Below are 20,223 nucleotides of genomic sequence, written 5' to 3'. Positions count from 1 at the left end.
GGGTGCGGATGCATTCTTGTAGGTACGGAAACTCGATCGGCTCGCCGGTCGCCGGCAGGCGACCGCCTTGCAACTCTGCTCTCGGGATTCCGCCTCTGACCTCTCGCGGGCCGTCAATTCAGTGTCTCAAACCACGGCGGCAAGCGAGCATTCTACCTCGCCGGGCGGAAGTTATCCACAGGTGGAAGCGTCGGAAACCCGGCCTGCGGCCAACGCCCCGCATGGACGCACGCTCCTGTGCGGCAAGGCCCGCCGCCGGGTCGCCGGGCGCCATCGCCACCCCGCGCGATGCCTCACGCATCATGCACCCGCGCATCGGGCGACGAACGGGGCCTTCACACCCGATCCCGCCGAACGTCGGCCCGGAGGGGAATAAACGTTGACAAAACAAGGTAATTAGGATGAAATTCTCCGTTTGACTCAACTTACTGGCCAGTCATCATGAAACGTACCTATCAGCCCTCCGTCGTCAAGCGCAAGCGCACCCACGGTTTCCTGGTCCGCATGCGTTCCCGCGGTGGTCGCGCCGTCATCCGTGCCCGTCGCGCCAAGGGTCGTCACCGCCTCGCCGTCTGACGTGGCGAGCGGGTCGCCGGATGCCGATCAGTGCTTCCGCGACGCATACCGATTGCGAAAAACGGATGAGTACTCATCCGTTTTTGCTTTTAGGCGCGCCATCAAGGGGCGCTTCCTGATCGTGCACTATCGACCCAATGCCCTGCCGACCGCGCGCCTGGGCGTGGTGGTCGCCAAGAAGCTTGCGCGCCGCGCCGTGCAACGCAACCTGGTCAAGCGCATCGTGCGCGAAGGCTTCCGCCTTCGGCGTGCCCAACTGCCCTGCCTCGATCTGGTGGTGCGGCTCAATCGCCCCATCATCGGTGCGTCGCGCACCAGTCTTCACAATGATCTGGCAGACTTGCTACGGCGGCTGCCGGCATGAAGACACTGCTGCTGCTCCTGCTCAAGGTTTATCGCTACGCGATCAGCCCGATGCTGGGCAGCAACTGCCGCTTCACGCCGAGCTGCTCGACCTATGCGGTCGAGGCCATCGAACGTTACGGCGCGCTCAAGGGCGGCTGGCTGGCGACCAAACGGGTCGCGCGCTGCCACCCCTGGTGCGCCGGTGGTCACGACCCGGTCCCCTAACCTGATAACCAGATAAAACGGTCTCGCTCCCGATGGACAATCGACGTCTCATCCTCACCCTCATCTTCGGCTTTTCCCTGTTCATGCTGTGGGAAGGCTGGATGAAGCACAACAATCCGCCCGCCGCACCGGTGACGCCCACCACGGCCGCCGGCGCCCCCGGCGCGCATGCGACGGCCACCGACGCCAGCATCCCGCAGGCGAGCACGCCGGTGGGCACCAGCGGCGACGTCCCCACGGGCAAGCGCCCGGCCAGTACGGCGCCGACCATCACCGTAACCACCGACATGCTCGTGGCCCGGATCTCGGCCGAGGGTGGTGACATCGTTCATCTGGAGCTGACCCACCACAAGGCCACCGGTGACAAGAGCAAGAACTTCGTGCTCCTGGACGATGGCGGCAATCACATCTACACCGCCCAGGGCGGCCTGACCGGCAAGGGCTTGCCCAACCACAAGACGCGCTTCGAGCTGCCGGCGGGCAACCCGACGCTCGCCGCCGGACAGGACACCTTGCAGGTGCGCCTCAAGGCACCCGAGGTGAACGGGATCGCGGTGACCAAGGTGCTGACCTTCACCCGCGGCAGCTACGAGATCGACGTCAGCTACGAGATCGCCAATCACGGCACCGAGCCGCTCAAGACCGACGCCTACTTCCAGCTCCAGCGCGACGGCGACCCCGCCGAGGGCGTGAAGGCGATGGGTGCGCACACCTTCACCGGCCCGGCCTTCTACACCGAGGCGGACAAGTTCATGAAGGTGAAGTTCGACGCCATCGCCGACGGCGACGCGAAGTATCCGAAGAAGGCGGACAACGGCTGGGTAGCCATGATCCAGCACTACTTCGTGAGCGCGCTGATCCCCAAGGAAGGCGTCGAGCGTGAGTACTTCGCCCGCAAGATCGGCAACAACCTCTACACCGCCGGCATGATCCTGCCGGTGCCCGAGATCGCTCCCGGCCAGCAGCAGACCGTAAGCACCGAGCTGTACGCCGGTCCGCAGGAGCAGGACAAGCTCAAGGCGATCGCGCCGGGCCTCGACCTGGTGGTCGACTACGGCTGGCTGACCGTGATCGCCGCGCCGCTGTTCTGGGTGCTGCAGTGGTTCCACAAGCTGACCGGCAACTGGGGCTGGGCCATCATCCTGGTCACCGTGTGCCTGAAGGCGATCTTCTTCCCGCTGTCGGCCACCTCGTACAAGTCGATGGCGAAGATGCGGACCCTCGGCCCGCGCATGCAACGCATGAAGGAGCAGTTCGGCGACGACAAGGTGCGCATGCAGCAGGAGATGATGAAGATCTACAAGACGGAGAAGATCAACCCGCTGGGCGGCTGCCTCCCGATCGTGGTTCAGATTCCCGTCTTCATCGCCCTGTACTGGGTGCTGCTGGGCAGCGTCGAGATGCGCCAGGCGCCGTGGCTGGGCTGGATCACCGACCTGTCGGTGAAGGATCCGTACTACATCCTGCCGATCATCATGGGCATCTCGATGCTCATCCAGCAGCGCCTCAACCCGACGCCGCCGGACCCGATGCAGGCCAAGGTGATGATGGCCATGCCCATCGTGTTCACCTTCATGTTCCTGTTCTTCCCCGCCGGTCTGGTGCTGTACTGGGTGGTCAACAACACCCTGTCCATTGCCCAGCAATGGCAGATCACCCGCATGATCGAAAGTGGCGGAAAGAAGACCTGACACGATTGCCGCCATCGCCACCGCGCCCGGGCGCGGTGGCGTCGGCATCGTCCGCATCTCCGGCACGGGTCTGTCCGACCTTGCCACCCGCCTGAACGGCGGCACCCTCCCCACTCCACGCTACGCCCACTTCCGCCCCTTCCTCGATGAGGACGGGCAGATGATCGACGAAGGGCTGCTGCTCTACTTCCCCGCGCCACACTCCTTCACCGGTGAAGACGTCATCGAGCTGCAGGGGCACGGGGGACCGGTCGTCCTCCAGCTGGTGCTCGAGCGCTGTCTCGCGCTCGGTGCCCGGCTCGCCGAACCCGGTGAATTCACCCAGCGCGCCTTCCTCAACGATAAGCTCGACCTCGCCCAGGCCGAGGCGGTCGCCGACCTCATCGAAGCGTCCACCACCGCCGCCGCGCGCTCCGCGGTGCGCTCCCTGAGCGGCGCCTTTTCCGGCGCCATCCACGACATCCAGGATCAGCTCATCACGCTGCGCATGCTGGTCGAGGCGACGCTCGATTTTCCGGAAGAGGAAATCGACTTCCTCGAATCGGCACGCGCGATCCCGCGCATGGAGGCGATCCGCACCGCGCTCGCCGACCTGATCGACCGCTCGCGCCAGGGCGCGATCATGCGCGAGGGGCTGCATGTGGTGCTGGTCGGGCAGCCGAATGTCGGCAAGTCGAGCCTGCTCAACCAGCTCGCCGGCGAGGAGCGGGCGATCGTCACCGACATCGCCGGCACCACGCGGGACGCGCTCAAAGAGACGATCCAGATCGCCGGCATTCCGCTACACATCGTGGACACCGCCGGGCTGCGCGACACCGGCGACGCGGTCGAACGCATCGGCATCGAGCGCACCTGGAAGGAGATCGAACGGGCCGACGTGATTCTTCGCCTGGTGGACGCGCGCACCGGCCTGACGGCGGCGGACCACGAAATCGATCAGCGGCTGCCGGCGGGCATCCCCCGCATCACCGTATCGAACAAGTGTGACCTGGTCGGACATGTCGGCGAGGCCCACGAGAGTCCCGAGCATCCGGTCCACATTCGTCTGTCGGCCAAGACCGGGGAAGGTGTCCACCTGTTGCGCGACCAGCTGCTCGCCGTCGCCGGCTGGCATCCGCACGCCGAAGACACCTATCTGGCGCGCAAGCGCCACCTCACCGCCCTGGATCATGCCCTTGATCATGTGGTCGCGGCGCTCTCACGCACCGACGCACTCGAACTCATGGCCGAGGAATTGCGTCGCGCCCACGAAGCGCTGGGCGACATCGTCGGGGAGTTCACGCCGGATGATCTGCTCGGCGAAATCTTCTCCCGCTTCTGCATCGGAAAGTGATGGTTCACGTTTCACGTGAAACATCGCGCACGCACCCATGAGTGAATGGACCCTGTTCGCCCTCCTGGCCGGTGCCTTCGGCGCCGGCTTCGTCGATGCGGTCGTGGGCGGCGGCGGCCTGATCCAGGTACCGTTGCTGTTCTCGCTCCTCCCCGGCCAGCCGCCCGCCACGCTGTTCGGCACCAACAAGATCGCGAGCATCTTCGGCACCGGGACGGCATCGGTCCAATACGCCCGCCGGATCGCGCTCGACCGAAATCTGGTGCTCATCGGCGCCGGCTGCGCCCTGTTCGGCGCCTGGTGGGGCGCACGCATGGTCAGCTATCTCGACCCGACGATCGTCCGCCCGTTGGTACTCGTCCTGCTGATCGCGGTCGCAGCCTACACCTTTCGCAACAAGAATTTCGGCACCACGCCGGCCGTCGCGTTGGGGCACAGGCAAGGGTTCTCCAGAATCATCCCCATCGCCCTGTGCGTCGGATTCTACGATGGCTTTCTCGGCCCGGGCACCGGCAGCTTCTTCATCTTCCTGCTCATCCGGTTTTTGGGCATGGATTTCCTGCGGGCGTCCGCCACCGCGAAAATCCTCAACTTCGCCACCAACCTCGCCGCCATTTCCTTCTTCGCGTTCACCGGCGCGGTGCTCTGGTCGGTCGGACTCGCGATGGCTGTCGCCAACATCGCCGGCGCCGTCACGGGAAGCACGCTCGCACTTCGGCACGGTGCCGGATTCGTTCGCCGGATCTTCATCACCGTCGTGGTCGCGCTGATCGCGAAGATGGCTTACGAACTGCTGTAATCCCGACGCAATCGCACCGCGTGGTTCCACGTGGAACAAAAGGCTGCCCCTGGGGGCGTCGGGGTGATAAAATTGCGTGTTTTTTCAATCCTTTGTGGATGGGGATGCCATGCAAGGTCTTCATCTCATCGCCGATCTCTATCAGTGTGAGTGCAATCCGAAGTTTCTCCTGGACCGGGACGTCCTGGAGAGCAAGTGTGTCCAGTTCTGCCAGGACGCGGGGCTGACGCCCCTGGGCGCGTATTTTTACCAGTTCACGCACGACACTGGCGAACAGGCCGGCGTGACCGGAACCGTGGTGCTCGCCGAATCACATGTGGCGATCCACACCTGGCCGGAAACCGGAGCCGTCACGCTGGACATCTACGTGTGCAATTTCTCGCGTGACAACAGCGACCGCGCCCGCGCGGTGTACGACAAACTCGTCGCCATGCTCAAGCCCGGTCAGATCCAGGCCCAGGACATCATGCGCGGGGAGTTGCCGCTCGCCGCTGCCGCCTGAGGAGGCGCATCATGAGCGAGGCCCCCAAGCCCGACGACATGCTCATCGAGCCGCTCAACGACCAAGCCGGTCACTACCTCGTGAAGGGCCGGCTCATCGAAGCAGGCGACACCCCGTACCAGCATTACGAGGTCTGGGACACGCCGCATTTCGGCAAGCTGTTCCGGCTCGATGGCTTCTTCATGACCTCGGAGCGGGACGAGTTCTTCTACCATGAGAACCTCATCCATGTTCCGGCTATCGCCATGGACGCCCCGCGCCGGGCGCTCGTCATCGGCGGCGGTGACGGCGGCTCGGTGGACGAGCTGTTCAAGTACCCGGACATGGAAGAGGCGGTACTCGTCGAGCTCGACGGCAAGGTGGTCGACATCGCCCGCGCGCATCTGGCCTGCGTCCACAACGGCGCGCTCGACGACCCGCGCCTCACCCTGCGTATCGAGGACGGCCTGCACTACGTACGGGTCGTCGCGCCCGAAGAAGGCAAGCGCTTCGATCTGGTGGTGCTCGATCTCACCGACCCGATCGGCCCGGCGGCCGATCTGTACACCGAAGAGTTCTTCGCCCAGTGCAAGGCGCTGATGACGCCACAGGGTGCCATCAGCCTCCACCTCGGTGCGCCGGTCTACCAGCCCGATCGCGTGCGCGAATTGCTCGGCCGCCTGCGGCGCGTCTTTGCTCATGTGCGCCCGCACTTCCATTACATTCCGCTCTACGGCAGTCTGTGGGGCATGGCCTGTGCCAGCGACGCCACCGACCCGGCAACCCTGGACGGTGCCGCCGTGACCCGGCGCCTTTCCGAACGCGCCATCGACCACCTGCAGTACTACAATGCGGACACCCATTGCGCCGCCTTCATGTATCCCACCTATCTGCGCGACCTGATCGCTGAATGACTGATCGACCCGGGCACCGACGTGCCCCCGCCCGAGCCCGCGACGGCGGTCATCGCCGCCCCGCACCGCTCGCCCCCGACAGCCTCGCCATGAGCCTGAGCCTGGCCGGCCAGCTCGTGGCCGCCGTGGTCGAGGGCAAGGCTCTGACCGAGCAGCTCGCGCACAGCCGACGCCGACACACCGCACCCGACATCAACTGGGGCGCGGTCCAGGACCTGACCTACGGGACCTTGCGCGACTACGGACGCGGCGACGCGGTGCTCGGCCAGTTCCTGCAAAAGCCGTTGCCCGCCGCCCTGCACGGTGTGCTCCTGGTCGCCTTCCACCGCCTCGAGCAACGCCACGATCAGGCGCACACCATCGTCGATCAGGCGGTGAGCGCCGCGGCGTCACTCGCCCCCGGGCTCAAGGGCGTGGTCAATGGCGTGCTGCGCAACATCCTGCGGCGCTTCGATGCCCTGGTCACCCGCCTCGACGCGACCCCGGAAACGCGCCTGCGCCACCCGGACTGGTGGATCAGGCGCCTGCGCGCCAGCTACCCCGACGACTGGGAAGCCATCCTCGCCGCCGGCAACCAGCACCCGCCCATGGCGCTGCGGGTCAACCGACGCCGCCTCACACCCGAAGCCGGTCTCGCACGACTGGCCGAAGCGGGCATCGCGGCACGGTTGCTCGACAACGGTGCCCTGTGTCTCGAGCGCGCCTGCCCGGTGGACCAGATTCCCGGTTTCTTCACTGGCGACTTCTCGGTGCAGGACGCTGGCGCCCAGTGGGCCGCCCGATGGCTCGCGCCGCGCGACGGCGAACGCATCCTCGACGCGTGCGCGGCGCCCGGCGGCAAGACCGCGCACCTGCTCGAGCTCGCCGATGTGGACCTCACCGCCCTCGAGCTCGATCCGGCCCGCGCCACCCGCATCGAGGAAAACCTCGAGCGCCTGGGTCTGAGCGCCCGCATCGAAGTCGCTGACTGTGCCGACCTCGAGCGCTGGTGGGACGGCCGGCCCTTCGATCGCATCCTCGCCGATGTGCCCTGTTCGGCCTCGGGCGTGGTACGCCGCCACCCGGACATCAAGTGGCTGCGACGCAATACCGACATTCCCCGATTCGCCGCCCAGCAGGCGAGTCTGCTCGACGCCCTGTGGCGGACCCTCGCCCCCGGTGGCACAATGCTCTACGTGACCTGCTCGGTGTTCGACGAAGAAAACCGGAGCCAGATCGCGCGCTTCTGTGCCCGTCATGCGGATGCCATACGCATGGCCATCGACAACCAGATCGAGCGGATCGTGCTGCCCGGTGCCGACCATGACGGCTTTTACTACGCCCTGCTGCAAAAGCATCGCTGATCGCCTCGCCCGGGCCGTCATGCGGCTCCTGCTCGTCCTCGGCCCCCTCTTCGCGATGGTCGCCCACGCCGACGAGCCCTATGTGCGCTACGCGGAGATCGTCCCCAACCATGGCGACTACGTCATCAATGCGGACATCTCGCTCGACCTGAACCCCCGCGTGCGCGAGGCCATCGAGCAGGGCGTGCCGGTCAACTTCGTCGCCGAGGCGTCCATCGAATCGCCACGCTGGTACTGGTTCGACGAAACCCTCGCCACCGCGCGCCTCGAATTTCGCCTCTCCTACCATCCCATGACGCGCAGCTACCGGCTCGGCATCGGCCGCCTGCACCAGAATTTCAACCGCCTCGACGATGCCGTGCGCACGATGCTCAGCATCCGCCGCTGGACCATCACGCCGATGACCACGCTCACCCCGGGTGAGTCCTACAACGTCGGCGTGCGCTTCCGCCTCGACACCGCCCAACTGCCGCGCCCCTTCCAGGTCTCCACCCTGGGCAGCCACGACTGGCAGATCGACACCGACTGGATGCGCTGGACCTTCCTCGCCAGCCCAGTAAACCGACGATGAAGCAGATCGCGATCATCGTCGCTGCAGCCGTCGCCGGCCTGTCGCTGTTCCTGCTCGCCAGCGCCACCGGCAACTCCGAGCTCCTCTCCGGCAGCTACCCGATCCTGCTCGCGATCAACGGCTTCTTCGTCGTCGCCCTGCTCGGTCTGGTGGCCTACCAGCTGCGCTCCCTGTTCGCCGACCTGCGCGCCAAGAAGTTCGGCGCCCGTCTCAAGTACCGGCTGCTGGTGTTCTTCGCGCTCATGGCCATCGTGCCCGGCACCGTGGTCTACATCATCTCTCTGCAGTTCGTGATGCGCAGCATCGAGACCTGGTTCAACGTGCGCGTCGACGCGGCGCTCGAAGGCGGCATCGCGCTCGGCCAGAGCACCTTCGACCACCTGTCCGAACAGCTCGAGGACCGCGCCCGCGAGATGGCGCTGGAGCTGTCCGACAACCCGGGCCTGGCGGTGAGCCGGCTCAACCGGCTGCGCGAGCAGGCGGGGGTGAACACCGCCACCGTGTTCTCCGATGGCGGCCGCGTGATCGCCACCGCCTCCTCGGACGTGAGCATGCTCATGCCGACGCTGCCGCGCCCCGACCAGATGCACCAGGTGCGCGTCGGCCAGCGGGCCCGCTTCCTCAGCGCCGACAACGACGGCAAGATCGACATGATGGTCATCATGCCCATCCCCGCCGCCATCATCGCCTCCGACCCCCTCTACCTGCTCCTGCGCCAGCCCGTGCCGGAAACCCTCAGCCGCCACGCCAACGCCGTCCAGGCCGCCTACCGCGACTACAAGCAGCTCTCGCTCGGGCGCGAAGGGCTGAAGATCATCTACACCCTCACGCTCACCTTCTCGCTCCTGCTGGCCCTGCTCGCCGCCGTGGCGGTGGCCTTCGTGATCGCGCGGCGCCTGACCCGGCCGCTGCTCATCCTCGCCCAGGGCACCGAGGCGGTCGCCCAGGGCGACTACTCCCCGCGGCGCGCCCTGCCGGCGAAGGACGAGCTCGGCGTGCTCACCCAGTCCTTCAACCAGATGACCCGCCAGCTCGACGAAGCGCGCGCCCAGGCCGACCGCCACCAGGCCGCGGTGGAAGCGGCCCGTGCCTATCTGGAGAGCGTGCTCGCCAACCTGTCGACCGGGGTCCTCGCCTTCGCCCCGGACGGCACCCTGCGCGCCGCCAACCGGGGTGCCACCCAGATCCTCGACGACACCCTCGACGATCATGAGCACATCACCCTGGCCGACTGGTCCCACCACACCCAGTTCCGCGATGCGCTGCTGGCGGCCTTCGCCCGTGGCGACGACGACTGGCATGAGCAGATCGAGGTCAGCTCCCCCGAAGGCGGGCAGATGACCCTGCTGATCCACGGCTCGCGCCTGCCCGAGGTCTCCGGCGGGGGCACGGTGGTGGTGTTCGATGACATCTCCCACCTGATCGCCGCCGAGCGCACCGCCGCCTGGGGGGAGGTCGCGCGGCGCCTGGCTCACGAGATCAAGAACCCGCTCACCCCGATCCAGCTGTCGGCCGAGCGACTGGGCCTGAAGCTGGCGCCGCGCCTGGACGAGGAGGGCCGCGCCCTGCTCGAGCGCGCGACCGGCACCATCGTCAACCAGGTCGAGGCGATGAAGAATCTGGTCAACGCCTTCCGCGACTATGCCAAACTGCCCTCGCCGACCCTGACCCGGGTGGACCTGAACGAACTGATCCACGAGGTGCTGGCGCTCTACGAAGCCTCGCCCGTGCCCATCCGCGCCGAGCTCGACCCGACCCTGCCGGACATCGTCGGCGACGCCTCGCAGTTGCGCCAGGTCATCCACAATCTGCTGCAAAATGCCCAGGACGCCATGGCCGAGCATGCGGACGGCGTCATCACCATCGCCACCACGCGGCGCAAGACCGGCCGCGTGCGCCTGAGCATCGCCGACCAGGGACCCGGTTTTCCGCCCGACATGCTCATGCGCGCCTTCGAGCCCTATTACACGACCAAGCACCGCGGCTCCGGCCTCGGCCTGGCCATCGTCAAGAAGATCATCGACGAACACGGCGGTGACATCCGACTGATCAACCGCGAAACCGGCGGCGCCGAGGTCCGCATTCATCTGCGACCGGTCGCCCGAGACACAGACTGACCCATGCCTTCCATCCTCATCGTCGACGACGAAGTCGGCATCCGCGAACTGCTCTCCGAAATCCTCAGCGACGAGGGCTATGACATTGTCGTTGCCGAAAATGCCGCGACCGCGCGCGCGCAGCGCCACAAGGCGCGCCCCGACCTGGTGCTGCTGGACATCTGGATGCCCGACTCCGACGGCATCTCGCTGCTCAAGGAATGGGCGGCGGCCGGCCAGCTGAACATGCCGGTGATCATGATGTCCGGCCATGGCACCATCGATACCGCGGTCGAGGCGACCCGCATCGGCGCCATCGACTACCTGGAAAAGCCGATCGCGCTGCAGAAGCTGCTCGGCACCGTCAAGCGCGCCCTCGAACAGCGCGCCGCGCAGGAATCGCCGCGCATCAGCCCGCTGACCCTCGCCGCCTTCCCGCGCTCGTCCACCCTCAAGGAGCTGGGCAAGCGGCTCGGCCAGATCAGCCTGCGCTCCCGCCATGTCCTGTTCCGCCTCCATGGCGGCAGCCTCGCCGAGCTGGCCGCGCGCAGCCTGCCCACCCGGCGCAACCAGTGGCTCGACCTGGGGGCGGTGAGCGGGCCCATCGACGTGGACCTCCTGCAGGGCACCCAGGGCGGCATCCTCTACGTGGAGGAACTGAACCGCCTGTCACGCCCCCAGCAGAAGAACCTGGCCTTCGCCCTCGACCGGCTCGAACGCTACGACCTGCACCTGGCCGCCGCCACCGACGCGGACGCCGACGCCCTCGTCGATGCCGGCTGGGACGCGGTCATCGTCAAGCGCCTGTTCGAGGTGAGTCTGGCGCTGCCGGCGCTGGAGGAGATTCGCGACGACATCCCGGATCTGGCCAGCCAGCTGCTGGTCCACCTCATCGAATGCGGCGAGGCACCACACCGCAAGTTCAGCACCGCCGCCCTCAACGCCCTGCGTACCCAGGGCTGGAACAGTGGCTACACCCAGCTGCGCGCGGCGGTACGCTCGCTGGCCCTCGGCACCCTGGAAGAGGAGATCGGCGGCGAGGACGTACAGCGCCTGATCAGCCCCGCGCCGGCCACCCACGGGCTGCCCCTCGACCTGCCCCTGCGCGAGGCACGCGAGGCCTTCGAGCGGGTGTATTTCGAGCATCACCTCATGCTCGAGGGGGGCAACATGACCCGCCTGGCGGAGAAGACCGGGCTCGAGCGCACCCACCTGTATCGCAAGCTCAAGCAGCTGGGCATCTCCTCCGGACGACGCGGCGAGGACCGCTCCGGCTGAGGCCAGGGCCTTGATGCGTCGCACAAAAACGCCTGACGTGCCGACACGATCAGCGTAGAATCGACCCCACCTTTTTCAAGGCGATACCCTCAGACCGTGAAGATCATCTTGCTCGGCGCCGGCCAGGTGGGCACCTCGGTGGCGGAAAATCTGGTTTCGGAGTCCAACGACATCACCCTGGTGGACACCGACGCGGACCAACTCCAGACCATGCGCGACCGGCTCGACCTGCGCACGGTCTGCGGCAATGCGGCCTCTCCCTCGGTGCTGCGCGAAGCGGGCGCCGAAGACGCCGACCTGCTCATCGCGGTCACCCAGTCGGACCAGACCAACCTGTGTGCCTGTCGCATCGCGCGCACCCTGTTCAACCTGCCCACCCGCATCGCGCGCCTGCGCTCCTCGGACTTCGTCGATCATCCGGAACTGCTGAGCATCGACAACTTCGCGGTGGACTTCTCCATCTGCCCCGAGCAGATCGTCACCGACTACATCCGCCGCCTGATCGCCTTCCCCGAAGCCCTGCAGGTGCTCGACTTCGCCGACGGGGTGCTCAGCCTCATCGGCGTGCGTGCCTACGAGGGTGGCCCGCTGGTGGGCCATCCGCTCAAGGCGCTGCGCTACCACATGCCCAACGTGGAGGTGCGCATCGCGGCCATCTACCGCCAGGGCGAGCCGATCATCCCGGAGGGCGACACCTTCATCCAGCCCGGCGACGAGGTGTTCTGCCTGGCCGCCTCGGTGCATATCCGCCAGGTGATGCGCGAGCTGGCCCGCATCGACCGCCCCATCCGCCGCATCATGATCGCCGGCGGCGGCAACATCGGCCTGCGCCTGGCCCGCTCCATCGAGCGCGACTACGAGGTCAAGATCCTCGAATCGGAAAAGCGCCGCGCCGAGGCCATCGCCAACGACCTGTCGCGCACCCTGGTGCTGCGCGGCGACGCCACCGACGAGAACCTGCTCGAGAACGAGAACATCGACGAGATGGACATGTTCGTGGCGCTGACCAACGACGAGGAAGACAACATCATGTCCGCCTCGCTGGCCAAGCGCATGGGCGCCCGCCGCACCCTCGCCCTGATCAACCGCAAGTCCTATGTGGATCTGGTGCAGGGCGGTCACATCGACATCGCCATCTCGCCGGCGCAGACCTCCATCGGCTCGCTGCTCGCCCATGTGCGCCGCGGTGATGTGGTAGCGGTGCACAGCCTGCGCCGTGGCGCCGCCGAGGCCCTGGAGATCATCGCCCACGGGGACGAGAAGAACTCCAAGGTGGTGGGCCGCGCGATCGAGAACATCCGCCTGCCGCGCGGTGCCACCATCGGCGCCATCGTCCGCGAAGTGGGCGGTACCGAGGACAAGCCCGGACGGCCCACCGTGGTGATGCCCCATCACGACACTGTCATCGAGCCCGAAGACCACCTCATCGTCTTCTGCACCACCAAGAAGCTGGTGCGTCAGGTCGAGAAGCTGTTCCAGGTGGACTTCTCGTTCTTCTAGGGTCGCCCGATGGATCGCGTTGACACGACGAGCGCAGGTGCCCCGACGCGCCAGGCCACCGCAGCGCAGCGGTGGTGTCACGAAGACAACGCCGTGGCGTGCGACCATCGCACCACCGCCCACCAACCCTAGGTTCCGGCATGCGGCGTAACTACCCCGTCCTCAATCCGCTCGGCCTGATCGTGCTGATCTTCGGCCTGCTGATGGGGATCCCGCTGGCCCTGTCCTGGTTCAGCGACGACAGCGCCCTGGCGGCCCACAACCAGGCGATGCTCATCACCTGTGCGGTCGGCGTCGCCCTGTGGGCCGGCACCCGCAAGGGGCGACGCGAGCTGCGGGTGCACGACAGCTTCCTCCTGGTCGCCCTCACCTGGGCCGGCCTGCCGGTATTCGCGGCCCTGCCCCTGTGGCTGTATATGCCCGACATGTCCTTCACCGACGCCTACTTCGAGGCCACCGCGGGGCTCACCGCCACCGGCGCCACGGTGATGGCGGGGGTGGACGCGCTGCCGGTATCGATCACCTTCTGGCGTGCCCTGCTGCACTGGATCGGCGGCCTCGGCGTGCTCGTGCTGGCGGCCGCCGTGCTGCCCCTGCTGGGCATCGGCGGGCGGCAGATGTTCAAGGCCGAAGCGACCGGCACCGGCCAGGGCGCGAGCCTCACCCCGCGCATCACCGACACCACCAAGGGCCTGTGGATGGTGTACGTGCTGCTCACGCTGGCGTGCATGCTGAGCCTCATGGGCGTGGGCCTGCCCGGTGGCAAGGCGCTCATGCAGGCCCTGGCGATCATGGGGCGCGGCGGATTCGCCGCCCGCGACGCCACCCTCGGGCATTTCAACGCGGTGCCGATCGAACTGGTCGCCATGGTCTTCGCCCTGCTCTCGGGCATGAACTTTTCCACCCACTACCAGGCCCTGCGCCGGCGTTCCCTGCAGCCCTACCGCCATGACCGCGAGCTGCCGTTCTACCTGGGCGTGCTTGCGGTCACCATCGTCGCGCTCACGGTGTATCTGAGCCGCTTCGACATCTACCCCGATCCGGGCACCGCGCTACGCTACGTGGCCTTCCACGGCATCGGCCTGTCCACCTCGCTGGGCTTCGCCACCTCGGATTACGCCGCGTGGCCCCTGTTCGGCCAGCTGTGCATCCTCTTCCTGGGCAGCTTCATCGCCTGTTCCGGCTCCACCGGCGGCGGCATCAAGCTGATGCGCGCCATAATCCTCTACAAGCAGGTGTTCCGCGAGGTGATCCACGCCGTTCACCCGGCCGCGGTCAAGCCGGTGCGGGTCGGGCAGAGCCAGGTCCCCGACAAGATCCTGCATGCGGTGCTGGCCTTCAGTTTCATCTACATGTGCACCATCGTCAGCCTCACCCTGCTGCTCTCGGCCACCGGACTGGAACTGATCACCGCCTTCTCCGCCGTGGTGGCGACGCTCAACAACACCGGGCCGGGACTCAACGCCGTCGGCGCCGGGGCCAACTACGCCGTGCTCAACGATTTCCAGACCTGGATCTGCGCCGCCGCGATGCTGCTCGGCCGCCTGGAGATCTTCACCCTGCTGGTGGTGCTCACCCCCGGCTTCTGGCGCAAGTGAGCGGGGGACCGACGATCATGCGCAGCTACTACCCGGTCATCAGCGCCCTCGGCCTGATCCTGATGATCTTCGGGCTGCTGATCGGCTTTCCGCTCACGGTCTCGTTCTTCATGCACGACGGCGCCACCGCCGCCTACGACGAGGCGCTGTTCATCACCTTCGCGGTGGGCTTCGCCATGTGGGCGCTCACCCGCCACAGCAAGCGCAAGCTGCGCACCCGCGACGGTTTCCTGCTGGTCTCGGCGACCTGGCTGGTCACACCCGTGTTCGCCATGCTGCCGCTGATGTTCTACCTGCCCGAACTGAGCGTCACCGACGCCTACTTCGAGGCCGCCTCCGGGCTGACCACCACCGGCGCCACGGTGCTCTCCGGGCTCGACACACTGCCCATCTCCATCAACCTGTGGCGTTGTTTCCTGCACTGGGTAGGGGGCATGGGCGTGATCGTGCTGGTGGTCGCGGTGCTGCCCATCCTCGGCATCGGCGGCCGCCAGATGTTCAAGGCGGAGACGCCCGGGCCGATCAAGGAAACCACCCTGACCCCGCGCATCACCGAGACCGCCAAGGGGCTGTGGTTCGCCTACGTGCTGCTCACCGTGGCATGCACCATCGCCCTGTGGCTGGCCGGCATGGACGGCTGGAACGCGCTCATCCACGCCTTCTCGATCATGGGCCTGGGCGGCTTCTCGACCTCCGACGCCTCGCTCGGCGCCTTCAACAGCGTGCCCATCGAGGCCGTCACCATCGTCTTCGCCTGTGCCGCCGGCCTCAACTACGCCACCCACTATCTGGTCATCGTGCAGCGCTCCTGGCGGCCCTACCGCTACGACCCCGAGCTCAAGTACTTCTTCCTCGTGCTGGCCGGCAGCACCGTCATGCTCACCGCCTACATGTATGCGCAGCCCGACCACGCGGACCTGCCCACGGTGTTCCGGCTGGTGATCTTCCAGGTCGTATCCATGGCCACCTCGCTGGGGCTGACCACCACCGACTACGCCACCTGGCCGGTGTTCGCACAGCTGTGGATCCTGTTCCTGTCCAGCTTCGCGGCCTGCTCCGGGTCCACCGGCGGCGGCATCAAGATGAGCCGCGCCATGATCCTCTACAAACAGGTGTTCGCCGAGGTCCTGCTCGCCCTGCATCCGTCCGCGCTGCGCCGGGTCAAGTTCAGCCGCACCCCGGTGGCCACCAATATCCTCCACGCGGTGCTGGCCTTCGGCTTCATCTACATGGCCTGCATCATCGTCCTCACCCTGGTGCTCGGCGGCAGCGGCCTCGACCTGATCTCGGCCTTCTCCGCCGTGATCGCCTGCCTCAACAACGCCGGCCCGGGCATGGCCCTGGTCGGCCCGGCGCAGAACTACTCGGTGCTCACCGATTTCCAGACCTGGGTATTGTCCTTCGCCATGCTGCTGGGCCGCCTGGAGATCTTCACCCTGCTGGTGGTGCTCACGCCCACCTTCTGGCGCAAGTGAGCGGCGCGCACGCCATTTGATCCACCCGGGTGTCGGCCCGGCGCCAAAACGCGGATAATCCCGGTTTTGACAGCCATCTGACCAGGATCGACCGTGAGCCCCCTGCGCAACGACACCTTCCTGCGCGCCCTGCTGCGCCAGAGCACCGACTACACGCCCCTGTGGCTCATGCGCCAGGCCGGCCGCTACCTGCCCGAGTACTGCGCCACCCGCAAGCGCGCCGGCAGCTTCCTCAACCTGTGCAAGAGCCCGGCCATGGCCTGCGAGGTGACCCTGCAGCCGCTGGAGCGCTACGACCTGGATGCGGCGATCCTGTTCTCCGACATCCTCACCGTGCCCGACGCCATGGGCCTGGGCCTGTACTTCGCCGAAGGCGAGGGCCCGCGCTTCGAGCGCCCGCTGCGCGACGAGACCGAGATCATGAAGCTCGCCGCCCCCGATCCGGCCGGCGAGCTCAAGTACGTCACCGATGCCGTCAGCGAGATCCGCCGCGCCCTCGACGGCCGCGTACCGCTGATCGGCTTCTCCGGCAGCCCGTGGACCCTGGCCTGCTACATGGTCGAAGGCGGCTCGTCCAAGGACTACCAGCAGATCAAGACCATGGCCTACGCACGGCCGGAGCTGCTGCATCGCATCCTCGACGTCACCGCCGACGCCGTCGTCGCCTATCTCAACGCCCAGATCGACGCCGGCGCCCAGGCCGTGATGATCTTCGATTCCTGGGGCGGCGTGCTCTCCCATGCGGCCTATCGCGAGTTCTCCCTGCAGTACATGGAGAAGATCGTCGCCGGCCTCAAGAAGGAAGCCGACGGCCGTCGCGTGCCGTCCATCGTGTTCACCAAGGGCGGCGGCCTGTGGCTCGAGGCCATGGCCGACATCGGCTGCGACGCCCTCGGGCTGGACTGGACCATCGACATCGGCGAGGCCCGCCGTCGCGTCGGCGACAAGGTCGCCCTGCAGGGCAACATCGATCCGTCCATCCTGTTCGGCACCCCCGAGCGCATCGCCAGCGAAGCACGGGCCGTGCTCGACAGCTTCGGCAACCATCCGGGCCATGTCTTCAACCTCGGCCACGGCATCTCCCAGTACACGCCACCCGAGCATGTGAGCGTGCTGGTGGAGACGGTTCACGCCCACAGCCGCAGCCTGCGTGCACAGGGTTGATCAAGGCCGCAAATCGGTATAAAAAATTTTTTTGAGTCAACCCCGAAATCGCGTGATTCGGGGTTGACTTATACACACGACGTGACCCCGGCAGCGTCAGCGATGATGTTTGCACACCCGCTTCGGGTATTTTTTCAAGCCACTGTTTTTAAACATTTTTTTACTGCTTCAAGATGGGGCAGGGTAGAAGAATCGTAGTGGTGACGGCCGGTTAGCGGCTTATCCCGGGCATTTCCCACAAAGTTATCCACAGGATTTGTGGACAAGGCCTGATTACAGTTTTATGGCAGGCAGTTAGCCCGATTACCGAAGAACATTCTTCAAAACCACCCCAAGCCACTGACCTATAACGTTTTTCACGCTAACGCACCAAAACGGTATGTCGATCGTCCGTGTCGCGCTTCCTGTCCCGATTCCCCAACTGTTTGATTATTCGTGTGATTCCGCCACACACGAAGACATAGGCCGATGCGTGCGCGTCAATTTCGGGCGTCGTCAGGAGACCGGCGTCATCGTCGATCTACCCACCGAAAGTGATATCGATCCGGCCCGGCTCAAGCCGGTGGAGCACCTCCTGCGCGAGGTTCCGCCGCTGCCGGGCGACTGGCTCGCGCTGACCGCCTTCGTCGCCCGCTACTACCACGTCCCCCAGGGCGAAGTGATCGCCCTCGCCCTGCCGCCCGACCTGCGTCGCGCCGACGAGGTGGACGACCGCGACACCGACCCCCTGCTCGCCCTCACCCCGGCCGGCCGCCAAGCCCACGACGAAGGCGGGCGGCCATCGAAGGCACGTCACCTGCTCGCGCAACTCCAGGCGGCCGGCCCGACGCGCAAGTCGGTGCTCCGCACCTGGCCCGAGGGCACCGCCTGCGCCGATCTGCTCCGGCGCCGATGGATCTATGCCGTCCGCCCGCAGAACCCGGCGCGCACCGCCGGCGCCCTGCCCACGCTCACCGACGAACAAGGCCAGGTCATCGACACCGTCGCCGCCCATGCCGGCGGCTTCGCCGCCTACCTGCTGCAGGGGGTGACCGGCGCGGGCAAGACCGAGGTCTACCTGCGCCTCATCGAGCGCGCCCTGGCGGCGGGCCGCCAGGTGCTGGTGCTGGTGCCCGAGATCGCGCTCACCCCCCAGCTCGAACAGCGCGTCGTCGGGCGCTTTCCCGATGCCGACATCGTCGCCCTGCACTCGGGCGTCGCCGACGGCGCCCGCTCGCGCGGCTTCGTGCGCGCCATGAAGGGCGAGGCCGACATCGTGCTCGGCACCCGGCTGGCCATCTTCACCCCGCTGCCGCGCCTCGGCCTCATCGTGGTGGACGAAGAACACGACCCGTCCTACAAGCAGCAGGAAGGGGTGCGCTACTCGGCGCGGGACCTGGCCGTGTGGCGCGCGCGCCAGCGCGAGGTGCCGCTGGTGCTCGGCTCCGCCACCCCGTCGCTGGAGAGCTGGCGCCATGCCGAGCAGGGCCGTTACACCCGGCTGCGTCTCACCCAGCGTGCCATCGCCACGCATCTGCCCACGGTGCGGCTCATCGACACCCGCCGCATCAAGCTCGAGGACGGCCTCTCGCCGGCCCTGATCAAGGCCCTCGGAGAACGCCTCGAACGCCGGGAACAGAGCCTGCTGTTCCTCAACCGGCGCGGCTACGCCCCGGTGCTCTCCTGCCCCGCCTGCGACTGGATCAGCGCCTGCCCGCACTGCTCGGCCAACTGCGTGGTGCACCTGAAGGACCGGCGCCTGCGCTGCCACCACTGCGGCCACGACACGTCCATCCCCCATGCCTGCCCGGAGTGCGGCAACCAGGATCTCAAGCCCCTCGGGCGCGGCACCCAGAAACTCGAGGAAGGCCTCGTCGCCCGCTTCCCCGAGGCGCGCATTCTGCGCGTGGACCGGGACGCCGCGCGCTCGCGCAAGCACTGGCTCGAACTGCTCGCGCGCATCCACGCCGGCGAGGCCGACATCCTCGTCGGCACCCAGATGATGGCCAAGGGCCACGACTTTCCGCGCCTCACCCTGGTCGGCGTGATCGGCGCCGACGGCGCCCTCTATGCCGCCGACTTCCGCGCCCCGGAACGCCTGTTCCAGCAGATGATGCAGGTCGGCGGTCGCGCCGGGCGGGCCGCGCTGGCCGGCGAGGTCCTCATCCAGACCGAATTCCCCGACCACCCGCTGTTCCAGTGCCTGCAGCGCCAGGACACCGACGCCTTCGCGCGCATGGCCCTGGCCGAACGGGAAGAAGCCAACTTCCCTCCCTTCACCTTCCAGGCCATGCTGAGCGCCGACGCCCCGGTGCTCGACGACGCCCTCGACTTCCTCACCCGCGCCAGCGACTGCATCCGCAGCGACGCCCCCGGCGGCATCTTCCTCTACGACCCCGTGCCCATGCGCATGACGCGGCTGGCGCGCCGCGAACGCGCGCAACTGCTCGTCGAATCGGCCTCGCGGGCCGCGCTGCAGGGCTTTCTCAGCGAATGGATGCGCCGGCTCTACCGGCTCGGCACCGCGCGCGACGTGCGCTGGCGGATGGATGTGGATCCACTGGACGTGTAACGCCGCTCATCGCAAGGCGGTCCGGCTACCCGACCACCTCGTACGTCCGCGCGAAGATGTCCGCATCGCACGGATACACCTCGCCATCCACGCCGGTGATCAGCCAGTCCCCCGCCTTGCCCTGCATGGTGCCTTCCAGGGTCTCCACGGTGAAGGCTTCCGGCATGCGACGCACCTCCAGGGGGATGGGCTTCTTGACCGCGCGCTGCGCGGGGGGCAGCTCGGCGTCGGCGGACATCCCACCGTCGGACAGGCGCTTGATGTGGATGGTCATGGGGGCGTC

General features: G+C 67.0%; 18 protein-coding genes. 17 read left to right on the top strand and 1 reads right to left on the bottom strand.

Features of this window, described 5'->3' with window-relative positions:
• The first annotated feature begins 441 nt into the window (after positions 1-441).
• From rpmH to G3580_RS19670, 17 genes are all read left to right on the top strand, one after another.
• Positions 442-576, top strand: a complete 135-nt coding sequence (rpmH, locus tag G3580_RS19750; protein ID WP_173768482.1) for a 50S ribosomal protein L34 — start codon at positions 442-444, stop codon at positions 574-576.
• Between the two features lies 1 nt (position 577).
• A complete protein-coding gene (gene rnpA / locus G3580_RS19745; RefSeq protein ID WP_173768480.1) occupies positions 578-940 on the top strand; it encodes a ribonuclease P protein component in 363 nt (120 codons plus the stop codon).
• On the top strand, positions 937-1,146 hold the full coding sequence (yidD, locus tag G3580_RS19740) for a membrane protein insertion efficiency factor YidD (RefSeq protein ID WP_173768478.1): 210 nt from the start codon (positions 937-939) through the stop codon (positions 1,144-1,146). The genes rnpA and yidD overlap by 4 nt, the downstream gene beginning before the upstream one ends.
• A gap of 32 nt (positions 1,147-1,178) precedes the next feature.
• A complete protein-coding gene (yidC, locus tag G3580_RS19735) occupies positions 1,179-2,837 on the top strand; it encodes a membrane protein insertase YidC (protein ID WP_173768476.1) in 1,659 nt (552 codons plus the stop codon).
• Positions 2,818-4,170 (top strand): tRNA uridine-5-carboxymethylaminomethyl(34) synthesis GTPase MnmE, encoded by a 1,353-nt coding sequence (mnmE, locus tag G3580_RS19730; RefSeq protein ID WP_173768474.1) that lies wholly within the window; start codon positions 2,818-2,820, stop codon positions 4,168-4,170. The genes yidC and mnmE overlap by 20 nt, the downstream gene beginning before the upstream one ends.
• 37 nt (positions 4,171-4,207) lie before the next feature.
• Complete coding sequence (locus G3580_RS19725; protein ID WP_173768473.1) at positions 4,208-4,969, top strand: sulfite exporter TauE/SafE family protein; 762 nt, start codon at positions 4,208-4,210, stop codon at positions 4,967-4,969.
• A gap of 109 nt (positions 4,970-5,078) precedes the next feature.
• Positions 5,079-5,471, top strand: a complete 393-nt coding sequence (gene speD / locus G3580_RS19720) for an adenosylmethionine decarboxylase (protein ID WP_173768471.1) — start codon at positions 5,079-5,081, stop codon at positions 5,469-5,471.
• A gap of 11 nt (positions 5,472-5,482) precedes the next feature.
• Positions 5,483-6,364, top strand: coding sequence for a polyamine aminopropyltransferase (speE, locus tag G3580_RS19715; protein ID WP_173768469.1), 882 nt, complete (start codon positions 5,483-5,485; stop codon positions 6,362-6,364).
• 89 nt (positions 6,365-6,453) lie between these two features.
• Complete coding sequence (gene rsmB / locus G3580_RS19710) at positions 6,454-7,707, top strand: 16S rRNA (cytosine(967)-C(5))-methyltransferase RsmB (protein ID WP_407671039.1); 1,254 nt, start codon at positions 6,454-6,456, stop codon at positions 7,705-7,707.
• Positions 7,708-7,726: 19 nt separating this feature from the next.
• Complete coding sequence (locus tag G3580_RS19705; protein WP_173768464.1) at positions 7,727-8,278, top strand: DUF4390 domain-containing protein; 552 nt, start codon at positions 7,727-7,729, stop codon at positions 8,276-8,278.
• On the top strand, positions 8,275-10,395 hold the full coding sequence (locus tag G3580_RS19700; protein ID WP_173768462.1) for a sensor histidine kinase: 2,121 nt from the start codon (positions 8,275-8,277) through the stop codon (positions 10,393-10,395). The genes G3580_RS19705 and G3580_RS19700 overlap by 4 nt, the downstream gene beginning before the upstream one ends.
• Positions 10,396-10,398: 3 nt before the next feature.
• Positions 10,399-11,652, top strand: a complete 1,254-nt coding sequence (locus G3580_RS19695) for a sigma-54-dependent transcriptional regulator (protein ID WP_173768460.1) — start codon at positions 10,399-10,401, stop codon at positions 11,650-11,652.
• Between the two features lie 96 nt (positions 11,653-11,748).
• Positions 11,749-13,152: a Trk system potassium transporter TrkA gene (gene trkA / locus G3580_RS19690; protein ID WP_173768458.1), complete on the top strand. Its 1,404-nt coding sequence runs from the start codon at positions 11,749-11,751 to the stop codon at positions 13,150-13,152.
• A gap of 140 nt (positions 13,153-13,292) precedes the next feature.
• Positions 13,293-14,750, top strand: coding sequence for a TrkH family potassium uptake protein (locus G3580_RS19685; RefSeq protein ID WP_173768456.1), 1,458 nt, complete (start codon positions 13,293-13,295; stop codon positions 14,748-14,750).
• A 17-nt stretch (positions 14,751-14,767) separates the two neighbouring features.
• A complete protein-coding gene (locus tag G3580_RS19680) occupies positions 14,768-16,225 on the top strand; it encodes a TrkH family potassium uptake protein (RefSeq protein ID WP_173768455.1) in 1,458 nt (485 codons plus the stop codon).
• Between the two features lie 93 nt (positions 16,226-16,318).
• The gene (hemE, locus tag G3580_RS19675; RefSeq protein WP_173768452.1) at positions 16,319-17,389 is read left to right on the top strand and encodes a uroporphyrinogen decarboxylase; all 1,071 of its coding nucleotides are present in this window, start codon (positions 16,319-16,321) and stop codon (positions 17,387-17,389) included.
• Between the two features lie 379 nt (positions 17,390-17,768).
• Positions 17,769-19,940 carry a primosomal protein N' gene (locus tag G3580_RS19670; protein WP_173768450.1) on the top strand — a complete coding sequence of 724 codons (2,172 nt, stop codon included), beginning with the start codon at positions 17,769-17,771 and terminating at the stop codon, positions 19,938-19,940.
• Positions 19,941-19,965: 25 nt separating this feature from the next.
• Here G3580_RS19670 and G3580_RS19665 read toward each other — a convergent pair whose 3' ends face one another.
• On the bottom strand, positions 19,966-20,214 hold the full coding sequence (locus G3580_RS19665; RefSeq protein ID WP_217424561.1) for a PGDYG domain-containing protein: 249 nt from the start codon (positions 20,212-20,214) through the stop codon (positions 19,966-19,968).
• Between the last annotated feature and the right edge of the window lie 9 nt (positions 20,215-20,223).

This window comes from Nitrogeniibacter mangrovi, from assembly GCF_010983895.1.
GTDB lineage: Bacteria > Pseudomonadota > Gammaproteobacteria > Burkholderiales > Rhodocyclaceae > Nitrogeniibacter > Nitrogeniibacter mangrovi.
Note: the sequence above shows the minus strand (reverse complement) of the source record. Positions and strands in the feature narration are given on the sequence as shown.

Coding starts and splice junctions, on each gene's coding strand:
- yidC (WP_173768476.1), top strand. CDS start 1,179: ATGGACAATCGACGTCTCATCCTCACCCTCATCTTCGGCTTTTCCCTG.
- G3580_RS19670 (WP_173768450.1), top strand. CDS start 17,769: ATGTCGATCGTCCGTGTCGCGCTTCCTGTCCCGATTCCCCAACTGTTT.
- G3580_RS19665 (WP_217424561.1), bottom strand. CDS start 20,214: ATGACCATCCACATCAAGCGCCTGTCCGACGGTGGGATGTCCGCCGAC.
- G3580_RS19685 (WP_173768456.1), top strand. CDS start 13,293: ATGCGGCGTAACTACCCCGTCCTCAATCCGCTCGGCCTGATCGTGCTG.
- speE (WP_173768469.1), top strand. CDS start 5,483: ATGAGCGAGGCCCCCAAGCCCGACGACATGCTCATCGAGCCGCTCAAC.
- rpmH (WP_173768482.1), top strand. CDS start 442: ATGAAACGTACCTATCAGCCCTCCGTCGTCAAGCGCAAGCGCACCCAC.
- rsmB (WP_407671039.1), top strand. CDS start 6,454: ATGAGCCTGAGCCTGGCCGGCCAGCTCGTGGCCGCCGTGGTCGAGGGC.
- speD (WP_173768471.1), top strand. CDS start 5,079: ATGCAAGGTCTTCATCTCATCGCCGATCTCTATCAGTGTGAGTGCAAT.
- G3580_RS19725 (WP_173768473.1), top strand. CDS start 4,208: ATGAGTGAATGGACCCTGTTCGCCCTCCTGGCCGGTGCCTTCGGCGCC.
- G3580_RS19705 (WP_173768464.1), top strand. CDS start 7,727: ATGCGGCTCCTGCTCGTCCTCGGCCCCCTCTTCGCGATGGTCGCCCAC.
- G3580_RS19695 (WP_173768460.1), top strand. CDS start 10,399: ATGCCTTCCATCCTCATCGTCGACGACGAAGTCGGCATCCGCGAACTG.
- G3580_RS19700 (WP_173768462.1), top strand. CDS start 8,275: ATGAAGCAGATCGCGATCATCGTCGCTGCAGCCGTCGCCGGCCTGTCG.
- G3580_RS19680 (WP_173768455.1), top strand. CDS start 14,768: ATGCGCAGCTACTACCCGGTCATCAGCGCCCTCGGCCTGATCCTGATG.
- yidD (WP_173768478.1), top strand. CDS start 937: ATGAAGACACTGCTGCTGCTCCTGCTCAAGGTTTATCGCTACGCGATC.